Raw genomic sequence first — 18,497 nt, 5'->3', positions numbered from 1 at the left:
GCTCCGGCATCTGACGCATGACCTTGTGGCTTTGCATGTCCTCGGTTACTCACTCTCGTTCGGTCCTTCGCTCTTGCCTTGTGGCCTCAGCGGCCCCGGCTTGCAGCTACTACGACCTCTGCTGACTTCTCGCTCCGGCAAAGCCGTCTTCCTTTCAGAAACAAGGCGAGATCTCCCCAGGTAAGGGTCGCACACCTTCATCGCAAAACCGCCGCATCTACGCCACCTCGCCTTGGTCACAAGAGCTTTGCAGTAATGGGCCTGCTCGCCCTGCTTGGCAACGCCTTCTATGCGGTTCTTGTTCATCGGCTCACGATTTACGCTCCACGCTTCCTTCCCACGCTCGGTCGCCCTCACGCAGTTGCGCAACACTCAAGCTCACTGTGACCAGCTCGCAGCGGGACTTGCACCCGCAGGTGTGCGCCCATGCTGGGCGCACACATGAAAAAGGCCTGCAAGAGCAGGCCTTTTGTGAGTGGGTGGTGTCCTTTTAACTGCCGCGTGTCACGGGCATGCGAACGTCACCGGGCAAGGCCAGTTGCTTGGCCAGTTCCAGCTTGGCCAGCGAGTTGCGGTGCACCTCGTCCGGACCATCGGCCAGGCGCAGGGTGCGCTGGTGGGCGTAGGCATAGGCCAGAGGGAAGTCTTGCGACACACCGCCACCGCCGTGGGCCTGGATGGCCCAGTCGATGATCTGGCAGGCCATGTTGGGGGCCACGATCTTGATCATCGCGATTTCGGCCTTGGCGACCTTGTTGCCCACGGTGTCCATCATGGATGCGGCCTTGAGGGTGAGCAGGCGGGCCTGCTCGATCATGCAACGCGACTCGGCGATGCGCTCTTGCCACACGGTCTGACGGGCCACTTCGCGGCCAAAGGCCACACGCTCGTTCAGGCGTTTGCACATCAGCTCCAGCGCGCGCTCGGCAATGCCGATGGTGCGCATGCAGTGGTGGATGCGGCCAGGGCCCAAGCGGCCTTGGGCGATTTCAAAGCCACGGCCTTCGCCCAGCAAAATGTTTTCGGCTGGCACGCGCACGTTCTTGAGCACCACCTCCATGTGGCCATGCGGGGCGTCGTCGTAACCAAATACCGACAGGGCGCGCACCACGGTAATGCCGGGCGTGTTGGCCGGCACCACGATCATGGACTGCTGCTCGTGACGGCCAGCGTCAGGGTTGGTTTTGCCCATGACGATGTAGACCGCGCAGCGTGGGTCACCTGCGCCGGACGACCACCACTTGCGGCCGTTGATGACGTACTCGTCACCATCGCGGCGAATCTCGCATTCGATGTTGGTGGCATCGGATGAGGCCACATCGGGTTCTGTCATCAAAAACGCTGAGCGAATTTCGCCGCGCAACAATGGCTCAAGCCATGTGTCTTTCAGCTCTTCGCTGGCGTAGCGTTCGAGCGTTTCCATGTTGCCGGTGTCGGGGGCTGAGCAATTGAAAATTTCTGCGGCAAAGGGCACGCGTCCCATGATTTCGCACAGCGGTGCGTATTCGAGGTTGGACAGTCCTTGCGGTGCGCGGGTCGACTTGGGCAAAAACAGGTTCCACAAACCGGCAGCGCGTGCCTTGGGCTTGAGTTCCTCGACGATTTTGGTGGGGACCCAAGCGTTGCCTTTGGCACGGTTTTCGGCGATCTCTTCAAAGAACCGCGCCTCGTTGGGGTAAATGTGCTCGTCCATGAAGGCCAACAAACGGGCCTGCATGTCTTTGACCTTGGGGGTGTATTCAAAATCCATGGTCTCTCTCCTGGGGTTGTGGTTCGGGGGGTAAAAGGGTCAGGCCTGACGGGCAAAACGCCAGGCGAGCTCGGCCATGGGTCGGGCGCCCGCGCCCGAGGTTTTGGCTTGTTCACTGGACGCGGTGCCGTCTTCGACGCGTTTGGCAATGCCTTGCAAAATGGCCGCGATGCGGAACATGTTGTAGGCGAGGTAAAAATTCCAGTCCTGGGCCAAAGCTTCGGGCGTGGTGAAACCCGTGCGCTCGCAATAGCGGCGGATGTATTCGGCTTCAGATGGGATGCCCAAGGCAGCGAAATCAAGCCCACCGATGCCACGGAAGGTGCCGGGTGTGATGTGCCAAGCCATGCAGTGGTAACTGAAGTCGGCCAGCGGGTGGCCCAGCGTGGACAGCTCCCAGTCGAGCACCGCCAGCACGCGCGCTTCGGTGGGGTGGAACATCAGGTTGTCCAGGCGGTAGTCGCCGTGCACGACGCCGACCAGCGACTCGTCCTTGGCGCTGGCCGGGATGTTTTTGGGCAGCCATTCGATCAGCTGGTCCATCTCGGGAATGGGCTGAGTGATGGATGCGGCGTATTGCTTGCTCCAGCGGCCAATTTGGCGCTCGATGTAGTTGCCGGGTTTGCCGTAGCTGGACAGTCCTTGCTTGGCGACATCGACCTTGTGCAGCGCCGCCAGCACGCGGTTCATCTCGTCGTAAATCGCACCGCGCTCGGCAGGCGTCATACCGGGCAGCGACTGGTCCCACAGCACACGGCCTTGCACGAACTCCATAACGTAAAACGCGCGACCGATCACCGATTCGTCGTCGCACAGCACATGCATTTCGGCCACGGGCACATCGGTGCCGTAAAGGCCTTGCATGACGGCAAATTCGCGTTCAATGGCATGCGCCGAGGGGAGCAGCTTGGCCACCGGTCCCGGCTTGGCACGCATCACGTATTGGCGCGAGGGGGTGATGAGCTTGTAGGTGGGGTTCGATTGCCCGCCCTTGAACATTTCCACGCTCAAGGGACCCACAAAACCGGGCAGCCGGGCGCTGAGCCAGGCCTCCAAGGCAGGGATGTCGAAGGCGTGGGTGCCGGTGACAGGCCGGGTCCCCACAAAATGATCAAAAGCACTCATGGGTGGACCCGTCGGAAATTGGTTTTCGCCGCTGTTGGCAGCGAGAGGGTGGAAATGGGGTGTGTCAATGGTCCGCGTTGACGATCAGCAGCAGCGCGTCGCGGTCCAGCACCACCAGGCCACCGGGCTCGATGCGGATGATCTGCTCGCGCTCCATTTGCTTGAGTTCCTGGTTGACCCGCTGGCGCGATGCACCCAGCAGCTGAGCCAGTTCTTCCTGGGCCAATTGCAAGCTGATGCGAATCGCCTTGGCGTCCGACAAACTGGGCACGCCGTAGCTGCGCAGCAAGTGGTTGAGCTGCTTGGCCAGCCGAGCCCGCAAGGGCAGGGTGTTGAGGTCCTCTACCAAGCCATAAAGCTGGCGAATGCGCCGCGCATGCAGGCGCAGCATCGCGTCGTAAAACTCGACGTGCTGCGTGAGGATTTTCTTGAAGTCGGCCTTGGCCACGTTCAGGGTGGTCGTGTCGCCGTGTGCATAGCAGTCGTGCGTGCGACGGTCCCCGTCGAAGATCGACACATCGCCAAACCAAATGCCCGGCTCCACGTAGGTCAGCGTGATCTGTTTGCCCGACACCGAGGTCGAGCTCACGCGCACAGCGCCCTTGGCACAGGCGATCCACTGCTCGGGCGGGTCTCCCCGCGCAGCGAGCATATCGCCGTCTTTGTGACGTTTGACGTAAGCGCATCGAAGTATGTCGTGTCGAAGTGAAGGTGAAAGGCTTGAGAACCAGCGACCACTGTTGATCGCCTCTCGTTCCTCCATTGTCAGAATCGGTTCGTCCATGCTCTGTCCTTTGAGTGACTGATGATTGGGTTTTTGTCGCCTGGGGGACCAGTCGCTTTACTCGTATTTAGGTTTGTGCTTGTTCAAGAACGAAGCAATGCCGATGCCTGCGTTCACATGATGCAAGTTTTTGACGAAGTGATCACGTTCGCGTGCCAATTGCGCATTGAGGCTGCTGCCATCGGCATCGCTGAGTAAATCCTTGATGCTGGTCAAGGCGTTGGGGGCGCGGCTGTTGAGCAGTTCACCCAGTTGCAGTGCTTGCGCAAGGGCTTGGCCTGCATCGGCCAGGCGGTTGACCACACCCAGTTGCTGCAAACGCTCTGCGCCAATGCGCTCACCACACATGAGCAGTTCGGTGGCCAACTGGCGTGGCAAGGCGCGTGACAGACTCCAGCTGCCGCCGCCATCGGGCGACAAGGCAATCGAGCTGTAGGCCATCACAAACACGCTGTTGCGCGCCGCCACGATCATGTCGCAAGCCAGTGCCAACGAAAAACCGGCACCGGCCGCAGGCCCTTCGACGGCGGCAATCACCGGCTTGGGAAAGGTGCGGATGGCTTCGATCCAGTTGTGCAGGCCTTCGATGCTTTGCGCCTGGTGCCCGGGCGGCAGCTGGCGGTTGTTTTGCAAGCGCTGCAAATTGCCGCCTGCGCTGAAAATGCCATTGGCACCGGTGATGACCACGCTGCGCACGTCCGGGTTGGACTCGGCCACGCTCAGGGCTTCCACACCTGCGGCGTACATTTCGGGCCCGAGTGCGTTGCGAAACTCCGGGTTGCTGAGGGTCAGGACCAGGGTCCTGCCTTCGCTGGTGCTGAGCAGTTGGGCGGTCATGCTCAGTCTTCCGTGTGCATGAGGGACAAGCCAATGGCACCTCGGCGGCGCAACCAGGGGCTTGGGCGATAGCGTGTGTCGCCATAGACTGTTTGCAGGTTGAACAACACTTCCAGAATGCTGTCGGGTCCGAGCTTATTGCCCATGGCCAGTGGACCCATGGGGTAGGCCAGGCCCAAGGTGACGGCAGTTTCCAGGTCTTGTGGGCTGCAGATGCGCTGCTGGCACATGTCAGACGCGATGTTCACGATGGTGGCCACGACGCGCTGCGTGACAAAACCGCCGCTGTCGCGGATGACCGACACGGCCTTGCCGTCGCGGGCAAACAGGGCATGGGCCGCATCGCGCATGTCGGCGCGTGTGGCCGGGTTGGTGGCCAGCACGCGGCGTTTGGTGGAGGCATCCACAAACAGCATGTCGATGCCCACAGTGCGGGCCGGGTCCAGGCGCTCGACCACGGCCACGGTGGTGATGTCAAAGCCCAATGGGGCGACGAGGGTCAGTGCTTCAGGCGAGGGCGACGCGCCGGTTTCGATTTTGGCACCCACGTCTTTGAGCAACTGCAGCAGCTCCATGCGGCGGGCTGCACGGGGAGAAACCCAGACGGGTGGCATGCTGTCCACCACGGGAACAGGTGGCTCGGCGGGCACTTGCGCTGCGCCATCGACGTATTTGTAAAAGCCTTCTCCGACCTTTTTGCCGACCACGCCACCGGCCAAGCGTTGGGCCGTGATCACGTTGGGGCGGTAGCGCGGCTCTTCGTAATACTGGTGGTAAATCGATTCGATCACATGGTGAGACACATCGAGCGCAGTCAGGTCAAACAACTCGAAGGGGCCGAGTTTGAAGCCGACTTGGTCGCGCAGGATGCGGTCAATGGTGGCGAAATCGGCAATGCCCTCGCTCACAATGCGCAGCGCTTCGGTGCCATAACCGCGCCCAGCGTGGTTGACGATGAAGCCGGGCGTGTCTTGGGCCTGCACCGGGGTGTGGCCCATCTGGCGTGCATAGACCGACAGACGTTGGCACACAGCCGGATCGGTTTTGAGCCCCGCGATCACCTCGACCACCTTCATGAGGGGCACGGGGTTGAAGAAGTGGTAGCCCGCAAACTGCGCCGGGCGCTGCAAGGCGGCGGCAATGGCGGTCACGGAGAGGGACGAGGTGTTGGTCACCAGCACCGCCGTGGGTGCCAGCACTTTTTCGAGTTCGGTGAACAGGCTTTTCTTGATGTCGAGCTTTTCAACGATGGCTTCGACCACCAGCTCGCATTCGGCCAGGTCTTGCAGGCTGGTGGCACCCAACAGACGACTTTTGTGACCGGTCACGGCTTCGGCTGTCAGGCGGCCTTTTTCCTGCAATTTGTCCCATTGCTGGAACACGGCATCGCGCGCTTTTTGAATGGCTTCGGCTTGTGTGTCGTACAGCCAAACTTGGCTGCCTGCTTGTGCGGCGATTTGGGCGATGCCTCGGCCCATGGCGCCAGCGCCGATGACGGCGACTTTGGAAAATGCGAGTGTCATGTTGGTTGTTGAAGAAGCTGAAAGCGTTTAGGCGCAAAACTGCTCAAAGAGAGTCAATTTGAGACATTCAGTGAGGCATGGCCCGAGGGATTATCGCCTCACTCTTGCAGGACCCAGCGAGTCCTTGGAGCATCTCGTCTTGGACGAGTGTTGGGGCCGACGGCATGGAATTCGGTTTTTTGAGGATGGCTTTAGCGCCTGACTTGCAAGGCACCGGGGTTGACAATGTTGGTGGGGGTGCCCTTGATGTAGTTGACCACGTTGTCAAATGCCACACCGAAGTAAAGCTCGTAGCTGTCTTTTTCGACATAGCCAATGTGTGGCGTGCAAATGCAGTTTTCCAGTCGAAGCAGGGCCGATCCCTGCAAGATGGGTTCAGATTCAAATACATCGACTGCGGCCATCCCAGGGCGTCCGCGGTTCAATGCGCCAATCAAGGCGTTGGCTTCCAACAGTTCAGCGCGTGAGGTGTTGACCAGCAAAGAGCTGGGTTTCATGCGGCACAGGTCTTCCGTGGTCACAATGCCTTGGGTTGATTCATTCAAGCGCAGATGCAAGGACAAAACGTCTGAGTTTTCAAAAAATGCCTCTCTGCTCGTGGACGCAGCGTAGCCGTCCTTGACCGCTCTGACGCGCGATTCATCGCTGCCCCAGATCTGAACTTGCATGCCAAAAGCTTTGCCGTAACCGGCCACCAGTTGTCCAATTTTTCCGTAACCCCAAATGCCCAGGGTTTTGCCCTTGAGGACAGTGCCCAAGCCAAAGTTGACGGGCATGGAGCTGGATTTCAGGCCAGACTGTTGCCAAGCGCCGTGCTTGAGGCTGCTGATGTATTGCGGCAATCTTCGAGAGGCGGCCATTACCAAAGCCCAAGTCAATTCCGCAGGAGCGGTGGGCGAACCAACACCCTCGGCAACTGCAATGCCACGTTCGGTGCAGGCTGCCAAGTCAATGTGACTGCCAACACGTCCAGTTTGTGCAATCAATTTCAATCTTGGCAGTTTTTCAATCAAGGCCCGATTGAGTGCCGTGCGTTCACGGATCAGGACAATCACGTCAGCATCTTTGAGGCGAACAGAGAGTTGACCAATGCCTTTGACTGTGTTGGTGTATACCTTGGCGGGAAAATTCTCGAGCTTGGAAGCGCAACTGAGTTTGCGGACGACGTCTTGATAGTCGTCGAGGATCACGATGTTCATCTCGACATTGTGCCTTGACACTGGGCGCTTACGGCGGGGATGCGCAGATTCCTTTTGAGTGAATCCGCTTTCATGGGCTTGCGTTGCGAAAGCGTGGTGTCGATCCAATGGATTGGGCGGGTTTGTACCCGCCGTGTTTTTACCGATGTGTTTGCCTTGACTCGAGTGCCACCAAGCGGTCCAGCTCGGCGCAAACATCCGCCATGCGCCCCGAAATCACCATTCGTCCGGCACAGTCGGCCTGTTGACCGTTTTCCTGAATGCGCAAGACACGAAGGAGGGGCGGATTGTCTGGCACTTGCGTGCGCTGCGCGGCTGTACAAGCACTTGGGGAGCGAACGGCCCAGCTGGGGTGTGGGCGCGATGTTCGAGATGTTGTCAAAACCGATGTGTTGACAGGATTATGGTTCAGTTTTTTTAAAAAAACTGACAAAGTTAGCAGAGCGATTCCCATGTGAAACCTTTCAAATCATGGAGGTTGGACACAGGCAGGATTGCTGAAGAAAATCGCTGGGCTCAGGGCTGAAGAACAGCGCCCGCCACCTGAGCCAGGATTTAAAGCATCAAATGATGAATGTGTTGCGTATCAGGCCCACCGCCAAGCCTTCAATGTCAAAAGGTTCGCCAGGACGCACCAAAATGACGGGGTAGTCTGGATTTTCAGGCAGCAGTTCAATGCCAGAGGCTGTTTTGTTCAAACGTTTGACCGTGACATCGTCCCCCAAACGGGCCACCACAATTTGTCCATTGCGAACGTCTTTGGTTGATTTCACGGCCAACAAATCTCCATCCATGATGCCCGCGTCCCGCATGGACATGCCTCTGACACGCAACAAGTAATCAGGCTGTTGTGCGAACAAAGTGCTTTCGACTTGGTAAGAGCGGTCAACATGTTCTTGCGCAAGGATGGGAGAGCCAGCGGCAACCCGCCCCACCAAAGGCAAACAAAGTTGCGCCAGTCCGGGCAGGTTCAGGCTGAACGAATCCGCAGGCACACGGGTCGTGCTGCGGGCGCTGCCTTTGAGACGAATTCCGCGGGAAGTGCCGCTGACCAGTTCGATGACGCCTTTGCGGGCCAGTGCTTTGAGGTGCTCTTCGGCCGCGTTTGCCGACTTGAAACCCAATGCCGTCGCGATCTCTGCGCGTGTGGGTGGGGAACCCGTGTTGGCCATGGTGTTCTGAATCAGGTTCAGAATTTCTTGTTGCCTGGCCGTGAGTTTCGGATCGTCGGTCATCGGTGCTCCTAGGGCTGTTGTTTCATCCAGTGACTGTATTTTTAACCAGTTTTTGCGGTTTTGCAAGGAGTGTATGTAAAAACCATCAACCATGGGCCTTGGATGCAAAGCGCCTTGGTGTGGAGCCGCAGGGCATTTGCAACAAAAGCGATGGCCAGGCATCCCCAAAACAAAAAAGCCCCTTAACGGGGCTTTGTGGGGCTGTGCAGCGCATGCTGCGCTCAAGAATTCATCAGCTGAGTGCAGCGAAGGCGCGAGCCGTGATGTCTTCCACACTGCCGGAGCCACTGATGGCGCGGTAGCGGGGGGCTGACGCCGCATCTGCTTTGGCCCAGTTGGAGTAGTAGTCAACCAAGGGGCGTGTTTGCGCACTGTAAACATCCAGGCGTTTTTTGACGGTTTCTTCTTGATCGTCAGCGCGTTGAACCAAGGGCTCTCCGGTCATATCGTCCATTCCGTCCACCTTGGGCGGGTTGAATTTGACGTGGTAGGTCCGACCCGAGGCAGGGTGCGAGCGACGACCGCTCATGCGTTCAATGATGGCATCGAAAGGCACATCGATTTCGAGCACGTAATCCAACTTGACGCCTGCAGCCTTCATGGCATCTGCTTGAGGAATGGTTCGTGGAAAACCATCGAACAGGAAGCCATTGGCACAATCTGCTTGGGCAATCCGCTCTTTGACCAGGTTGATGATCAGGTCATCGCTGACCAGACCGCCAGATTCCATCACCGCTTTGGCTTGAAGTCCAAGCGGTGTTCCTGCTTTCACGGCAGCACGCAGCATGTCACCTGTGGATATTTGTGGGATGTTGTATTTCTGGCAAATGAAGGTGGCTTGTGTGCCTTTGCCGGCGCCAGGTGCGCCCAACAGAATCAGTCTCATGGAAGTTCCTTATAGCTTGTCATGGGTGTCTGTCAGATGGATCTCATACGGACCCACGTCTCCTGACAACGTAGGTCGAGAATATCACGCGATGCTCAAGCCAGGCTTACGCCATCAGCAGGGCGCGGACCCGATCCAAATCTTCAGGCGTGTCTACACCAGGCCCAGGGGCTTTGTCAGTGATGTGCACCGCAATGGCGTGTCCATGCCAAAGTGCGCGCAGTTGCTCCAGTGATTCCACAGCTTCAATGGGGGCTACAGGCAATTGTGGGAAAAGTGACAAAAATCCTGCCCGGTAAGCGTAAATGCCCACATGGCGCAGGGGTGCAGGGTCTGGCAGTTGCATCAAAAGCGGGTCAGCAGGGCCATCTCGCCACCAAGGGATGGGCGCTCTGCTGAAATAAAGCGCGATGCCACGGGCATCGGTGACCACTTTGACCACATTGGGATTGGTGAAGTCGGCGCAGGATGTGATGGCATGGGCAGCGGTGCTCATGCTCGCTTGCGGACACTGCGTCAAAGCAAGGGCGACTTGGTTGATCAATTCTGGCTCGATCAGGGGTTCGTCGCCCTGGACATTGACCACCACCCGGTCGGAGGGCAATCCCAGTTGCTGACAAGCTTCAGCCAAACGGTCACTGCCGCTGGGGTGGTCTTGTCGTGTGAGCAAGGCCTGTATGCCGTGCTCGGCACAAGCATTCACAATGCGGACGTCATCTGCGGCGACCACCACTTGTTGGGCCCGCGAGCGTTGCGCTTGCCTGGCCACTCGCACGATCATGGGCAATCCCACGACATCGGCCAAAGGCTTGTTGGGCAGTCGCGTTGAAGCCAGGCGTGCTGGAATCAGGACCGTAAAGTCCAGTTGAGAGGTAGTTTCGCTCATGACCGTGGGCTCACAAGGGGGGACGCAACGCGGCCAATTTGTCGAGCTCATCATCGCTCAAGGGGCGGGCTTCATTCTCAAGCAAGATGGGAATGCCCTGGCGCACTGGATAGGCCAGCCGGGCGCTTCGTGAGAGCAACTCTTGCGCCTCACGGTCAAAGTTCAAAGGGCCTTTGGTCACGGGGCAGACCAGCAGTTCAAGCAGTTTGGTGTCCATCAAGGAATGATAACTGCGACAAGGTGGCCCTCGTGCTGGGTTGCCGCGAAATCGTGTTCCGATGTCACGCAAGAACCGTTTTGCTCAAGGGTGTGGGTCTGTTTTTGCCAACAGTGCGTCCAGGGCATGCCAAAAAGCAGGTTCAGGCGTGAGCACCAGGGGCACCGCCAGCGCGGTCGGTTGTCGTTGCCAGAGCTTGGCGGCGTCTTTTTCGGTGCACAGCAAGGGTCTTGGACCTTCGCTTCTTGGCCAAGTTGCAAAGTCGAAATGATCGGGCAAGGCTTGAGTGGTTGCCAGTTCAAGGCCGTTTTCTCGGAGCATGTTGAAGAAGGATGCCGGACGCGCCAGTCCAGCAACTGCATCAACGGGGCTGCTTTTCAAATCGTTCAAGGTGCTTGTGCGACCTTGTGCATCCTGCGCCATTTGACCCAGTTGCCGCTTCGCCTGGAAACCACCAGACAGGTTGTTGATGCCCGTGTGGAGAAGCAAGTCAACGGATCTGGGCCATTTTTCTCGCAAAGGCCCAGCAGGAAGCAGCCAGCCATTCCCAACGCCGCGTTCGTCCATCACACAAATTTCAATGTCTCGGGCCAAGGCCCAATGCTGCAAGCCATCGTCACAGACCACGGTGTCCACTTGAGGATGGGCGGCCAACAAGGCCTGACCTGCTTCAACGCGGGATGAACCCACCCAAACAGGAACCCCTGTTTTTTGGCGAATGAGCAAAGGCTCGTCTCCCACGGTTTCGGGACGATCGGCCGGAAGAACTTCACGGGTGTCACGGGTCTGACGGCCATGACCCCTGGAGATCACGCCGACCGTGTGCCCTTTGTGTTGCAGGTGTTCAACCAAGGCCATCGTCACGGGCGTTTTTCCTGCGCCTCCAGCCACAACGTTGCCAACCACAATGACCCGAACGGGCAGTCGATGTCTGCTTTTGAGGCCGGTCAGGTAAAGGCCTGTTCGAGCCATCAAAGCAAGCTGATAAAGCCAGGCCACGGGCATGAGCAAGTGGGCAGCCCAGCCACGCGACAGCCAAACGCGCGGCAGTCGTTGGTGAAGCCAGGTGCCAAGCGCCATGGAGAGTCAAGACCCCGATGAATCAGCCGATTGGGTCGCAAAGGTGATTTGCGACAAGCCTGTGCGGCGGGCCGCTTCCATCGCATTGACCACCGACTGGTGGCTTGCTTGGGCATCCGCACTGATCACCAAAGTCATTTCTTTGGAGGCCAAATTGGCCAAAACAGCTGAAAGTGCACTGACTGAGCTGCCATTGACCGGTGTTTTGTTCAAGGCATATTGGCCTTGTGCGCTGATGGTCAAGATGATTTGCTGAGGCCGGTCTTTTTGTTTTTGCGCATCGGCCACAGGCAAAGTCAGGCTGATTTCTGTCAAACGCGACCATGTGGTGGTGAGCATCAAAAAGATCATCACCACCAACAAAATGTCGATGAAGGGGATCAAGTTGATTTCGGGCTCTGAGGAGGGGCGGTTTTTACTGAAATTCACAATCAATACACAGTCAGTCGCGCAAATGGTTCAGGTGCCGGCAAAATTGTTCGCTGGCTATTTCCATGTTCAGCAGGTGATTGTCCACCACGGATCGGAAGTAACGCCAAAACATCAAGGCAGGGATCGCCACAATCAGGCCGAAAGCGGTGTTGTACAAGGCGATTGAAATGCCCTGAGCCAATTGGGCCGGTTGGTTGTTGGCCGCAGTGTGAGCGCCAAAAATCTCGATCATGCCCACCACGGTGCCCAGAAGACCCAACAACGGGGCGGCCGAAGCAATGGTGGCCAAAGCGGTCAGGTAACGCTCTAAGTCTCGTGCTGCCTTGCGCCCGGCCATTTCCATCCCGGATTGGACATCTTTGTGGGTGGCTTGGGGGTTTTGTTGCAAATTTCTGATGCCGCTGGCCAGAACGGGCCCTAAAACGCCCATGTTTTCCAATTGGCGCACCACTTCTTCTGACGGCAAGTTTGAGCGAGTGACCTCCATGGCTTTTTCCAAAGTGTTCGATGGGGCAACTTTGCGGGTCTGCAATTGAAACAATCGTTCAATGATCAAGGCCAAGGCCAGGACAGAGCACAGAATCAGGGGCCAAATGGGCCAACCTGCGGCTTGTATGATCGATAACAAAACTTTTCCTTCTTGAGAGTTCGGTGTGACAAAAGATTGTCATTATGAACGATGTCTCAAGCGCACGAGGGCCTCTTTAGAGCCCGTCTTTGAGGGTTTCCAACGGGGGAGGCTGTCCTGTGGATAACTTTGTGAAGAACTTTTGAATGAATTTTTTTGAATACTTCTATATTCGATCAATTTTCAGAATTTGGTGATGCTGTTTTGGGAAAAATTGAATGAAATCAATTGCTTAAGATGAACAAAGAGCGTGTGTGCTTTTTGATGGCCCTTGGTGTATGTCGTCCTTCATCTGTGGAGTACTTCACATCAAGCCTCAGCCCGAAGCGGATGGCTCGCCCCCCATTTGAATAACAATCCCCACAATGAACATGCTCGAATCAAGCCAAGAAAGTGCCTGGACAGTCTCCGCTTTGTGCCGTGCTGTGGCCGATACCTTGGACCTGCGCTTCAACCCCGTGATCGTTCGAGGTGAAATTTCCGGCTTTTCACGCGCGGCCAGTGGCCATTGCTATTTTTCCATCAAAGATGACGCGGGTCAGATCCGATGCGCCATGTTTCGCCGTGCGGCCAGTTTGGTTGACTTTTCCCCGCGCGATGGCGAGCTGGTCGAGGTACGAGGCCGTTTGGGGGTGTATGAGGCCCGGGGAGACTTGCAATTGATTGTCGAGTCCATGCAGCGGGCAGGGCAGGGCGCACTTTTTGAGCAGTTTTTGAGACTCAAAATCAAACTGGAAAGCGAAGGGCTGTTTGATGCTGTGCACAAGCGCCCATTGCCAACACAACCCCGCGCCATTGGTGTGGTGACTTCTTTGGGGGCTGCCGCTTGGCACGACGTGATGACCGCCTTACAGCGGCGTGTGCCGCACATTCCGGTGTTGCTGGTGCCTGCGCTGGTGCAAGGTTCAGCTGCGCCCGCTACCTTGGTGCAGGCACTGAACAATCTGTACGCCCTTACCGCAGAAGACAATCCATGGTGTCCGCCTGTGGATGTGATTTTGCTGGTGCGCGGAGGCGGCTCTATCGACGATTTGTGGTCGTTCAACGATGAAAACCTTGCCCGTGTGATCGCCCAAAGTCCAGTGCCGGTCATCAGTGGCGTGGGCCATGAAACCGACTTCACCATTGCCGACTTTGTGGCCGATGTGCGTGCCCCCACACCCACGGCTGCCGCCGAGCTGGCGGCGATGGATCGCGGTGCAGGTTTGCAGGCCCTGTCGGTGTTGGAGCAAAGGCTGAGCCGGGGCTTGATGCGACAGCAAGACCGACAAGCCCAGCGGCTGGACAGCGTTGCTGCCCGTTTCGGTGTGGGCCTGGTTCGTCAGCAAGAGCGGCAGACGCAACGCCTGAGTGCGCTTGCATCTCGTTTGAGTCGCCCGCAGGGCCTGCTGGGCCAGCACAGCCAGTGGCTTGATCGATTGGACAGTCGTCTGCAAAGCGGCGTGCAAACCCAGTCAACTTTGCAGTCTCACCATTTGGACCGCTTGACCGACCGCCTGGCTTTCAACCGAAGCCAGCAGGTGCACCAACGTGCACAACGTTTGGAACACGCTGCATTGCGCTTGTCATCGGTTGACCCGCGTCTGGTTTTGGAGCGTGGCTACGCATGGTTGAGCGATGAGCAAGGCCATGCTTTGAGCCATGCCACTCAATTCAGGTCCGGACAAGGGGTTCGGGCGACCTTGGCCGATGGGGACGTGTCCTTGGTGGTCACACCCTGAACGAAAGTTCTGAACGGGTGGCTCTGTTTGGTGATGGCGGTGAAGGTGATGAACCTGCTCCTTGGATCGTTATTTTTCAGTGACCTGTCACCCTCAAGGGCGATCAAGCTGCCCCTAAAATGCAACAGTTATCTTTTTCACACCACCAAAGGACGCCTTCATGGAACACACCTTGCCCGCATTGCCTTACGCGATTGATGCTTTGGCCCCTCATTACAGCCAGGAAACTTTGGAGTTTCACCACGGCAAGCACCACAACGCTTATGTTGTGAACCTGAACAACCTGCAAAAAGGCACTGAATTCGAGAGCATGTCCCTCGAAGAGATCATCAAGAAGTCCAGCGGCGGCATCTACAACAACTCCGCTCAGATCTGGAACCACACCTTCTTCTGGAACTGCATGAAGCCCCAAGGCGGCGGTGAGCCCACTGGCGCATTGGCTGATGCCATCAACGCCAAGTTCGGCAGCTACGCCGCTTTCAAGGAAGCCTTCGTCAAGAGCGCCGTGGGCAACTTTGGCTCCGGCTGGACATGGTTGGTGAAGAAAGCCGACGGTTCGGTGGACATCGTCAACATGGGCGCTGCTGGCACCCCCTTGACGACTGGCGACACCGCCTTGTTGACTGTGGACGTTTGGGAACACGCTTATTACATCGACTACCGCAACATGCGCCCCAAGTTCGTTGAGACTTTCCTCAGCAACTTGGTGAACTGGTCATTCGCAGAGAAAAACTTCGCCTGATCGAAGTTCTCTCCAAGTCAAAAAGCCCGCAGATGCGGGTTTTTTGCTTTCTGGCCCTAAGGTAAATGGGGCTCTTGGGCAAATCTCCGGTTTCGAAATGCACTTTGACTGTATTGCGATCAACCACTGAGCTGAGAGCGGGGAGGGGCCGGGTGCCGATTTCTGGTACCCCAGCATGAGGCGCCCGGCCCCTCCCCGTTCTCAGCGGACTTCGCACAAACAAGCAGATCAGCGAATCATCATCCCCCCATCTGCCACGATGGTCTGCCCCGTCACGTACTGCCCAGCCGGGCTGGCCAGGAACACCGCCACACCGCCAATGTCGTCGGGCTCGCCCATGCGTCGAAGTGGCGTTTCGTTGTTGTACTTGGCGCTCAGCACCGGGTCCTCGTGCAGAGCCTTGGCAAAGTCGGTCTTGATCAGGCCCGGCGCGATGCAGTTCACGCGGATATTGTCAGGACCCCATTCCACCGCCAAATTGCGCGCCAGCTGCATGTCGGCCGCCTTGGAAATGTTGTAAGCCCCGATGATGGCCGAGCCGTGCAGGCCGCCGATCGACGACACGATGACGATGGAACCGTCCTTCTTGGCTCTCATGTCCGGGTAGACCATGGTGCACAGCCAGGTGTTGGACAACACGTTGTTGCGCATGACCTTGTCGAACACCTCGTCGCTCATGCCGGTGGTCGGGCCGTAATAGGGGTTGGTGGCCGCATTGCAGACCAAGATGTCGATCGGGCCCCAAGCTTGGCGGGTTTGATCAATCAGGTTTTGCAATTGCTCTTTGCTGGAGATGCTCGCGGCAATCGCCATCGCCTCGCCCCCTGCGGCCTGAATTTCCTTGACCACCACTTCGCAGGCGTCTTGCTTGCGGCTGGACACCACTACTTTGGCGCCTTGCTTGGCCAGCTGGTGTGCAATCGAGCGACCAATGCCCCGGCTAGAGCCCGTGACGACGGCGACTTTGCCTGTGAGATTGAACAGTGACATGAAACGGTCTCCTTGTGTGAATTGCTGGCAGTCTGCCTGCGTGTGGTGCTGGTGTCTGTCTTGCGGGTGTCAGCTTGGAGGGTTATCCACCCTGTGTGCTCGCCTCGCCTTGTGTGGGCACCCCACCTTCAGGGCGATGGCTTGTGGTCTGCGAGGCTTATCGCGACGAGGGCGTCGCTCCTACAAGGGGAATGTCTGCATTTTGTAGGAGCCCCGCCCCCGGGGCGATGGGGGTGGTGGTCTGCGAGGCTTATCGCGACGAGGGTGTCGCTCCTACAAGGGGAATGTCTGCATTGTGTGGGAGCCCCGCCCTCGGGGCGATGGCTTGTGGTCTGCGAGCGGCCTATCGTGGCGAGGGCGCCGTTCCCACAAAGCCCCCAATCCTGGCCTCAAGGCTTGTCAGACTGAGCCACAATGCTGCCCATGGAACAAGTTGATGCTGTTGTGATTGGGGCCGGCGTGGTCGGCCTGGCTGTGGGGCGGGCGCTCGCGCTCTCGGGCCGCGAGGTGCTGGTGCTCGAATCGGAAAACGCCATCGGCACGGGCACCAGCTCGCGCAACAGCGAGGTCATCCATGCGGGCATTTATTACCCGGCGGGCTCGCTCAAGGCGCGGCTGTGTGTGCAAGGTAAGGAAATGCTTTACGCCTATTGCGCTGAGCGCGGTGTGGCTCATCGGCGGTTGGGCAAGCTGATCGTGGCGACAAGCTCCGAGCAAGTGCTGGCGCTGGACGGCATCATGGCCAAGGCCGCCGCCAACGGTGTGCACGATTTGCAAAAACTCACGGCTGCGCAGGCCCAGGCGCTGGAGCCTGCGCTGTCTTGTGAAGCGGCGCTGCTCTCGCCCAGTACAGGGGTGATTGACAGTCACGGCTACATGCTTGCCTTGCAAGGCGACATGGAAAACGCAGGTGGTTTGCTGGCGCTGGTCTCGCCTGTGCAGCACATTGGCGTGCGGCAGGGCACCGCCACACATCCGATTCGTGTGACCACACAAGACGGCACCGAGCTGGCGTGCAAAGTGCTGGTCAATGCTGCAGGATTGAGCGCCGTGGCGCTGGCCGAGCGCATGGACGGGCTGGACAAAAGTCTGTTGCCCCAAGCCCATTACGCCAAAGGCAACTATTTCACGCTCTCTGGCAAGGCCCCGTTCTCCCGCCTGATTTACCCCGTGCCCGAAAAAGCTGGTTTGGGCGTGCACCTCACGCTTGACCTGGGTGGCCAGGCCAAGTTCGGCCCAGACGTGCAATGGGTAGAAGACCCCGCCGATCTGCAAGTCGATCCGCACCGAGGCGATGCCTTTTATGCCGAGGTGCGCAAATATTGGCCGGGTTTGGCCGATGGCGCTTTACAGGCGGGTTATGCGGGCATTCGCCCCAAGATCAACGCACCGCACGACGCAGCAGCCGACTTCATGATCCAAGGCCCCGCCGAGCATGGAGTGCCGGGTCTGGTGAACCTGCTGGGCATCGAGTCGCCCGGCCTGACCAGTTCTTTGGCAATCGCAGCGCAAGTGACCGCTTTGCTTTGAATGAAAAAGGCCATGCATGGGCATGGCCTTGTGTGTGATCTTGCGCAAATGCGCGAAGATCAGTTTTCCTCTGAGCCAATCAGGCGGTACACCAGCGCACCCAAAACGGCACCTGCAATGGGTGCCAGCCAGAACAGCCACAGTTGTGATACAGCCCAGTCACCCACAAACACGGCCACACCGGTGCTGCGGGCAGGGTTGACGGATGTGTTGGTGACCGGAATGCTGATCAGGTGGATCAGGGTCAAGCACAAACCGATGGCGATCGGTGCCAGGCCTTGCGGTGCGCGCTTGTCGGTCGAACCCAGAATCACCAAGAGGAACATCATGGTCATGACCACTTCGGTCAACAGGGCCGCCACCATGCTGTAGCCGCCGGGTGAATGCTCTCCAAACCCGTTGGAGGCAAAGCCGCCAGCAACGTCGAAGCCCGCCTTGCCGCTCGCGATCAGGTACAGCACGCCACCTGCGGCAATGCCGCCGAGCACTTGGGACACGATGTAAGGTGCCAGGTCTTTTGCAGGGAAGCGACCACCGGCCCACAGGCCAATCGAGACCGCCGGGTTCAGGTGACAGCCCGAAATGTGACCGATGGCAAAGGCCATGGTCAGGACCGTGAGGCCAAAGGCCAGCGAAACGCCTAAAAAGCCGATTCCCAATTGAGGGAATGCAGCCGCAAGCACGGCGCTGCCGCAGCCGCCCAAGACCAGCCAGAATGTTCCGAAAAATTCGGCACCGTATTTTTTCATGATGAGCTCCGATAGAGTTGTTTGCCAACGGATGTTGGCTGTATTCAGTCTAAGCCGAATAAGAGCTATTTATGACTCTATAAACACTCGGTAACACCTTTGCGTGCAGGTCAGCCTGGTCAAGGCTTTGCACTGGTGCCTCAAGCGAGACAGCGCGGCTCGCATGGCAGCCTCTAACATCTT

Annotated in this window: 18 protein-coding genes; 3 read left to right on the top strand and 15 right to left on the bottom strand. The window is 58.1% G+C overall.

All coding sequences use genetic code 11. From position 1 onward, the window contains the following. Nucleotides 1-490 precede the first annotated feature (490 nt). The 13 genes from AMM41_RS15880 to AMM41_RS15820 form a co-directional block, all read right to left on the bottom strand. Nucleotides 491-1,750 carry an acyl-CoA dehydrogenase family protein gene (locus AMM41_RS15880; protein ID WP_089961136.1) on the bottom strand — a complete coding sequence of 420 codons (1,260 nt, stop codon included), beginning with the start codon at nt 1,748-1,750 and terminating at the stop codon, nt 491-493. Nucleotides 1,751-1,789: 39 nt separating this feature from the next. Then, nucleotides 1,790-2,875: a phosphotransferase gene (locus AMM41_RS15875; RefSeq protein ID WP_089961132.1), complete on the bottom strand. Its 1,086-nt coding sequence runs from the start codon at nt 2,873-2,875 to the stop codon at nt 1,790-1,792. 64 nt (nt 2,876-2,939) lie between these two features. Then, nucleotides 2,940-3,659, bottom strand: coding sequence for a Crp/Fnr family transcriptional regulator (locus tag AMM41_RS15870; RefSeq protein ID WP_089961128.1), 720 nt, complete (start codon nt 3,657-3,659; stop codon nt 2,940-2,942). 57 nt (nt 3,660-3,716) lie between these two features. Next, nucleotides 3,717-4,496, bottom strand: a complete 780-nt coding sequence (locus AMM41_RS15865) for an oxepin-CoA hydrolase, alternative type (protein WP_089961123.1) — start codon at nt 4,494-4,496, stop codon at nt 3,717-3,719. A 2-nt stretch (nt 4,497-4,498) separates the two neighbouring features. Further along, a complete protein-coding gene (locus tag AMM41_RS15860; protein WP_089961120.1) occupies nt 4,499-6,019 on the bottom strand; it encodes a 3-hydroxyacyl-CoA dehydrogenase in 1,521 nt (506 codons plus the stop codon). A gap of 191 nt (nt 6,020-6,210) precedes the next feature. Next, on the bottom strand, nt 6,211-7,218 hold the full coding sequence (locus tag AMM41_RS15855; protein WP_089961116.1) for a D-2-hydroxyacid dehydrogenase family protein: 1,008 nt from the start codon (nt 7,216-7,218) through the stop codon (nt 6,211-6,213). A 563-nt stretch (nt 7,219-7,781) separates the two neighbouring features. Next, the gene (gene lexA, locus AMM41_RS15850; RefSeq protein WP_089961111.1) at nt 7,782-8,453 is read right to left on the bottom strand and encodes a transcriptional repressor LexA; all 672 of its coding nucleotides are present in this window, start codon (nt 8,451-8,453) and stop codon (nt 7,782-7,784) included. Between the two features lie 232 nt (nt 8,454-8,685). Continuing rightward, on the bottom strand, nt 8,686-9,339 hold the full coding sequence (adk, locus tag AMM41_RS15845; protein WP_089961108.1) for an adenylate kinase: 654 nt from the start codon (nt 9,337-9,339) through the stop codon (nt 8,686-8,688). Nucleotides 9,340-9,445: 106 nt separating this feature from the next. Further along, nucleotides 9,446-10,225 (bottom strand): 3-deoxy-manno-octulosonate cytidylyltransferase, encoded by a 780-nt coding sequence (kdsB, locus tag AMM41_RS15840; RefSeq protein WP_194944822.1) that lies wholly within the window; start codon nt 10,223-10,225, stop codon nt 9,446-9,448. A gap of 10 nt (nt 10,226-10,235) precedes the next feature. Next, nucleotides 10,236-10,442, bottom strand: coding sequence for a Trm112 family protein (locus AMM41_RS15835; protein ID WP_089961104.1), 207 nt, complete (start codon nt 10,440-10,442; stop codon nt 10,236-10,238). Between the two features lie 84 nt (nt 10,443-10,526). Next, nucleotides 10,527-11,522 carry a tetraacyldisaccharide 4'-kinase gene (lpxK, locus tag AMM41_RS15830; protein ID WP_089961099.1) on the bottom strand — a complete coding sequence of 332 codons (996 nt, stop codon included), beginning with the start codon at nt 11,520-11,522 and terminating at the stop codon, nt 10,527-10,529. Nucleotides 11,523-11,528: 6 nt separating this feature from the next. Then, nucleotides 11,529-11,951, bottom strand: a complete 423-nt coding sequence (locus AMM41_RS15825; protein WP_089961184.1) for an ExbD/TolR family protein — start codon at nt 11,949-11,951, stop codon at nt 11,529-11,531. Between the two features lie 13 nt (nt 11,952-11,964). Continuing rightward, nucleotides 11,965-12,582 carry a MotA/TolQ/ExbB proton channel family protein gene (locus tag AMM41_RS15820; RefSeq protein WP_089961094.1) on the bottom strand — a complete coding sequence of 206 codons (618 nt, stop codon included), beginning with the start codon at nt 12,580-12,582 and terminating at the stop codon, nt 11,965-11,967. 365 nt (nt 12,583-12,947) lie between these two features. On the opposite strand from AMM41_RS15820, the gene xseA reads away from it, so the two are divergent. Both xseA and AMM41_RS15810 read left to right on the top strand, forming a co-directional pair. Further along, nucleotides 12,948-14,303 (top strand): exodeoxyribonuclease VII large subunit, encoded by a 1,356-nt coding sequence (xseA, locus tag AMM41_RS15815; RefSeq protein ID WP_089961091.1) that lies wholly within the window; start codon nt 12,948-12,950, stop codon nt 14,301-14,303. 160 nt (nt 14,304-14,463) lie between these two features. Next, on the top strand, nt 14,464-15,045 hold the full coding sequence (locus tag AMM41_RS15810) for a superoxide dismutase (protein ID WP_089961087.1): 582 nt from the start codon (nt 14,464-14,466) through the stop codon (nt 15,043-15,045). Nucleotides 15,046-15,273: 228 nt separating this feature from the next. Here the strand turns inward: AMM41_RS15810 and AMM41_RS15805 are convergent, their stop codons facing one another. Then, a complete protein-coding gene (locus AMM41_RS15805; protein ID WP_089961083.1) occupies nt 15,274-16,035 on the bottom strand; it encodes an SDR family NAD(P)-dependent oxidoreductase in 762 nt (253 codons plus the stop codon). A 423-nt stretch (nt 16,036-16,458) separates the two neighbouring features. Here AMM41_RS15805 and AMM41_RS15800 point away from each other — a divergent pair, with 423 nt between their 5' ends. Continuing rightward, the gene (locus AMM41_RS15800; protein WP_089961181.1) at nt 16,459-17,565 is read left to right on the top strand and encodes an NAD(P)/FAD-dependent oxidoreductase; all 1,107 of its coding nucleotides are present in this window, start codon (nt 16,459-16,461) and stop codon (nt 17,563-17,565) included. Nucleotides 17,566-17,624: 59 nt separating this feature from the next. Here AMM41_RS15800 and aqpZ read toward each other — a convergent pair whose 3' ends face one another. Beyond that, the gene (gene aqpZ, locus AMM41_RS15795) at nt 17,625-18,314 is read right to left on the bottom strand and encodes an aquaporin Z (RefSeq protein WP_089961078.1); all 690 of its coding nucleotides are present in this window, start codon (nt 18,312-18,314) and stop codon (nt 17,625-17,627) included. Between the last annotated feature and the right edge of the window lie 183 nt (nt 18,315-18,497).

Origin of the sequence: Limnohabitans sp. 2KL-3 (assembly GCF_001269405.1) — a bacterium.
In the GTDB taxonomy this organism is placed as follows: domain Bacteria; phylum Pseudomonadota; class Gammaproteobacteria; order Burkholderiales; family Burkholderiaceae_C; genus Limnohabitans_A.
The sequence above is the reverse complement of the archived record's forward strand: the minus strand, read 5'-3'. Positions and strand labels throughout refer to the sequence as shown.

Bases quoted from the DNA above. Each gene is read 5' to 3' on its own strand.
- AMM41_RS15880 (WP_089961136.1), bottom strand. From the start codon at position 1,750: ATGGATTTTGAATACACCCCCAAGGTCAAAGACATGCAGGCCCGTTTG.
- AMM41_RS15875 (WP_089961132.1), bottom strand. From the start codon at position 2,875: ATGAGTGCTTTTGATCATTTTGTGGGGACCCGGCCTGTCACCGGCACC.
- AMM41_RS15870 (WP_089961128.1), bottom strand. From the start codon at position 3,659: ATGGACGAACCGATTCTGACAATGGAGGAACGAGAGGCGATCAACAGT.
- AMM41_RS15865 (WP_089961123.1), bottom strand. From the start codon at position 4,496: ATGACCGCCCAACTGCTCAGCACCAGCGAAGGCAGGACCCTGGTCCTG.
- AMM41_RS15860 (WP_089961120.1), bottom strand. From the start codon at position 6,019: ATGACACTCGCATTTTCCAAAGTCGCCGTCATCGGCGCTGGCGCCATG.
- AMM41_RS15855 (WP_089961116.1), bottom strand. From the start codon at position 7,218: ATGAACATCGTGATCCTCGACGACTATCAAGACGTCGTCCGCAAACTC.
- lexA (WP_089961111.1), bottom strand. From the start codon at position 8,453: ATGACCGACGATCCGAAACTCACGGCCAGGCAACAAGAAATTCTGAAC.
- adk (WP_089961108.1), bottom strand. From the start codon at position 9,339: ATGAGACTGATTCTGTTGGGCGCACCTGGCGCCGGCAAAGGCACACAA.
- kdsB (WP_194944822.1), bottom strand. From the start codon at position 10,225: ATGAGCGAAACTACCTCTCAACTGGACTTTACGGTCCTGATTCCAGCA.
- AMM41_RS15835 (WP_089961104.1), bottom strand. From the start codon at position 10,442: ATGGACACCAAACTGCTTGAACTGCTGGTCTGCCCCGTGACCAAAGGC.
- lpxK (WP_089961099.1), bottom strand. From the start codon at position 11,522: ATGGCGCTTGGCACCTGGCTTCACCAACGACTGCCGCGCGTTTGGCTG.
- xseA (WP_089961091.1), top strand. From the start codon at position 12,948: ATGAACATGCTCGAATCAAGCCAAGAAAGTGCCTGGACAGTCTCCGCT.
- AMM41_RS15810 (WP_089961087.1), top strand. From the start codon at position 14,464: ATGGAACACACCTTGCCCGCATTGCCTTACGCGATTGATGCTTTGGCC.
- AMM41_RS15805 (WP_089961083.1), bottom strand. From the start codon at position 16,035: ATGTCACTGTTCAATCTCACAGGCAAAGTCGCCGTCGTCACGGGCTCT.
- AMM41_RS15800 (WP_089961181.1), top strand. From the start codon at position 16,459: ATGGAACAAGTTGATGCTGTTGTGATTGGGGCCGGCGTGGTCGGCCTG.
- aqpZ (WP_089961078.1), bottom strand. From the start codon at position 18,314: ATGAAAAAATACGGTGCCGAATTTTTCGGAACATTCTGGCTGGTCTTG.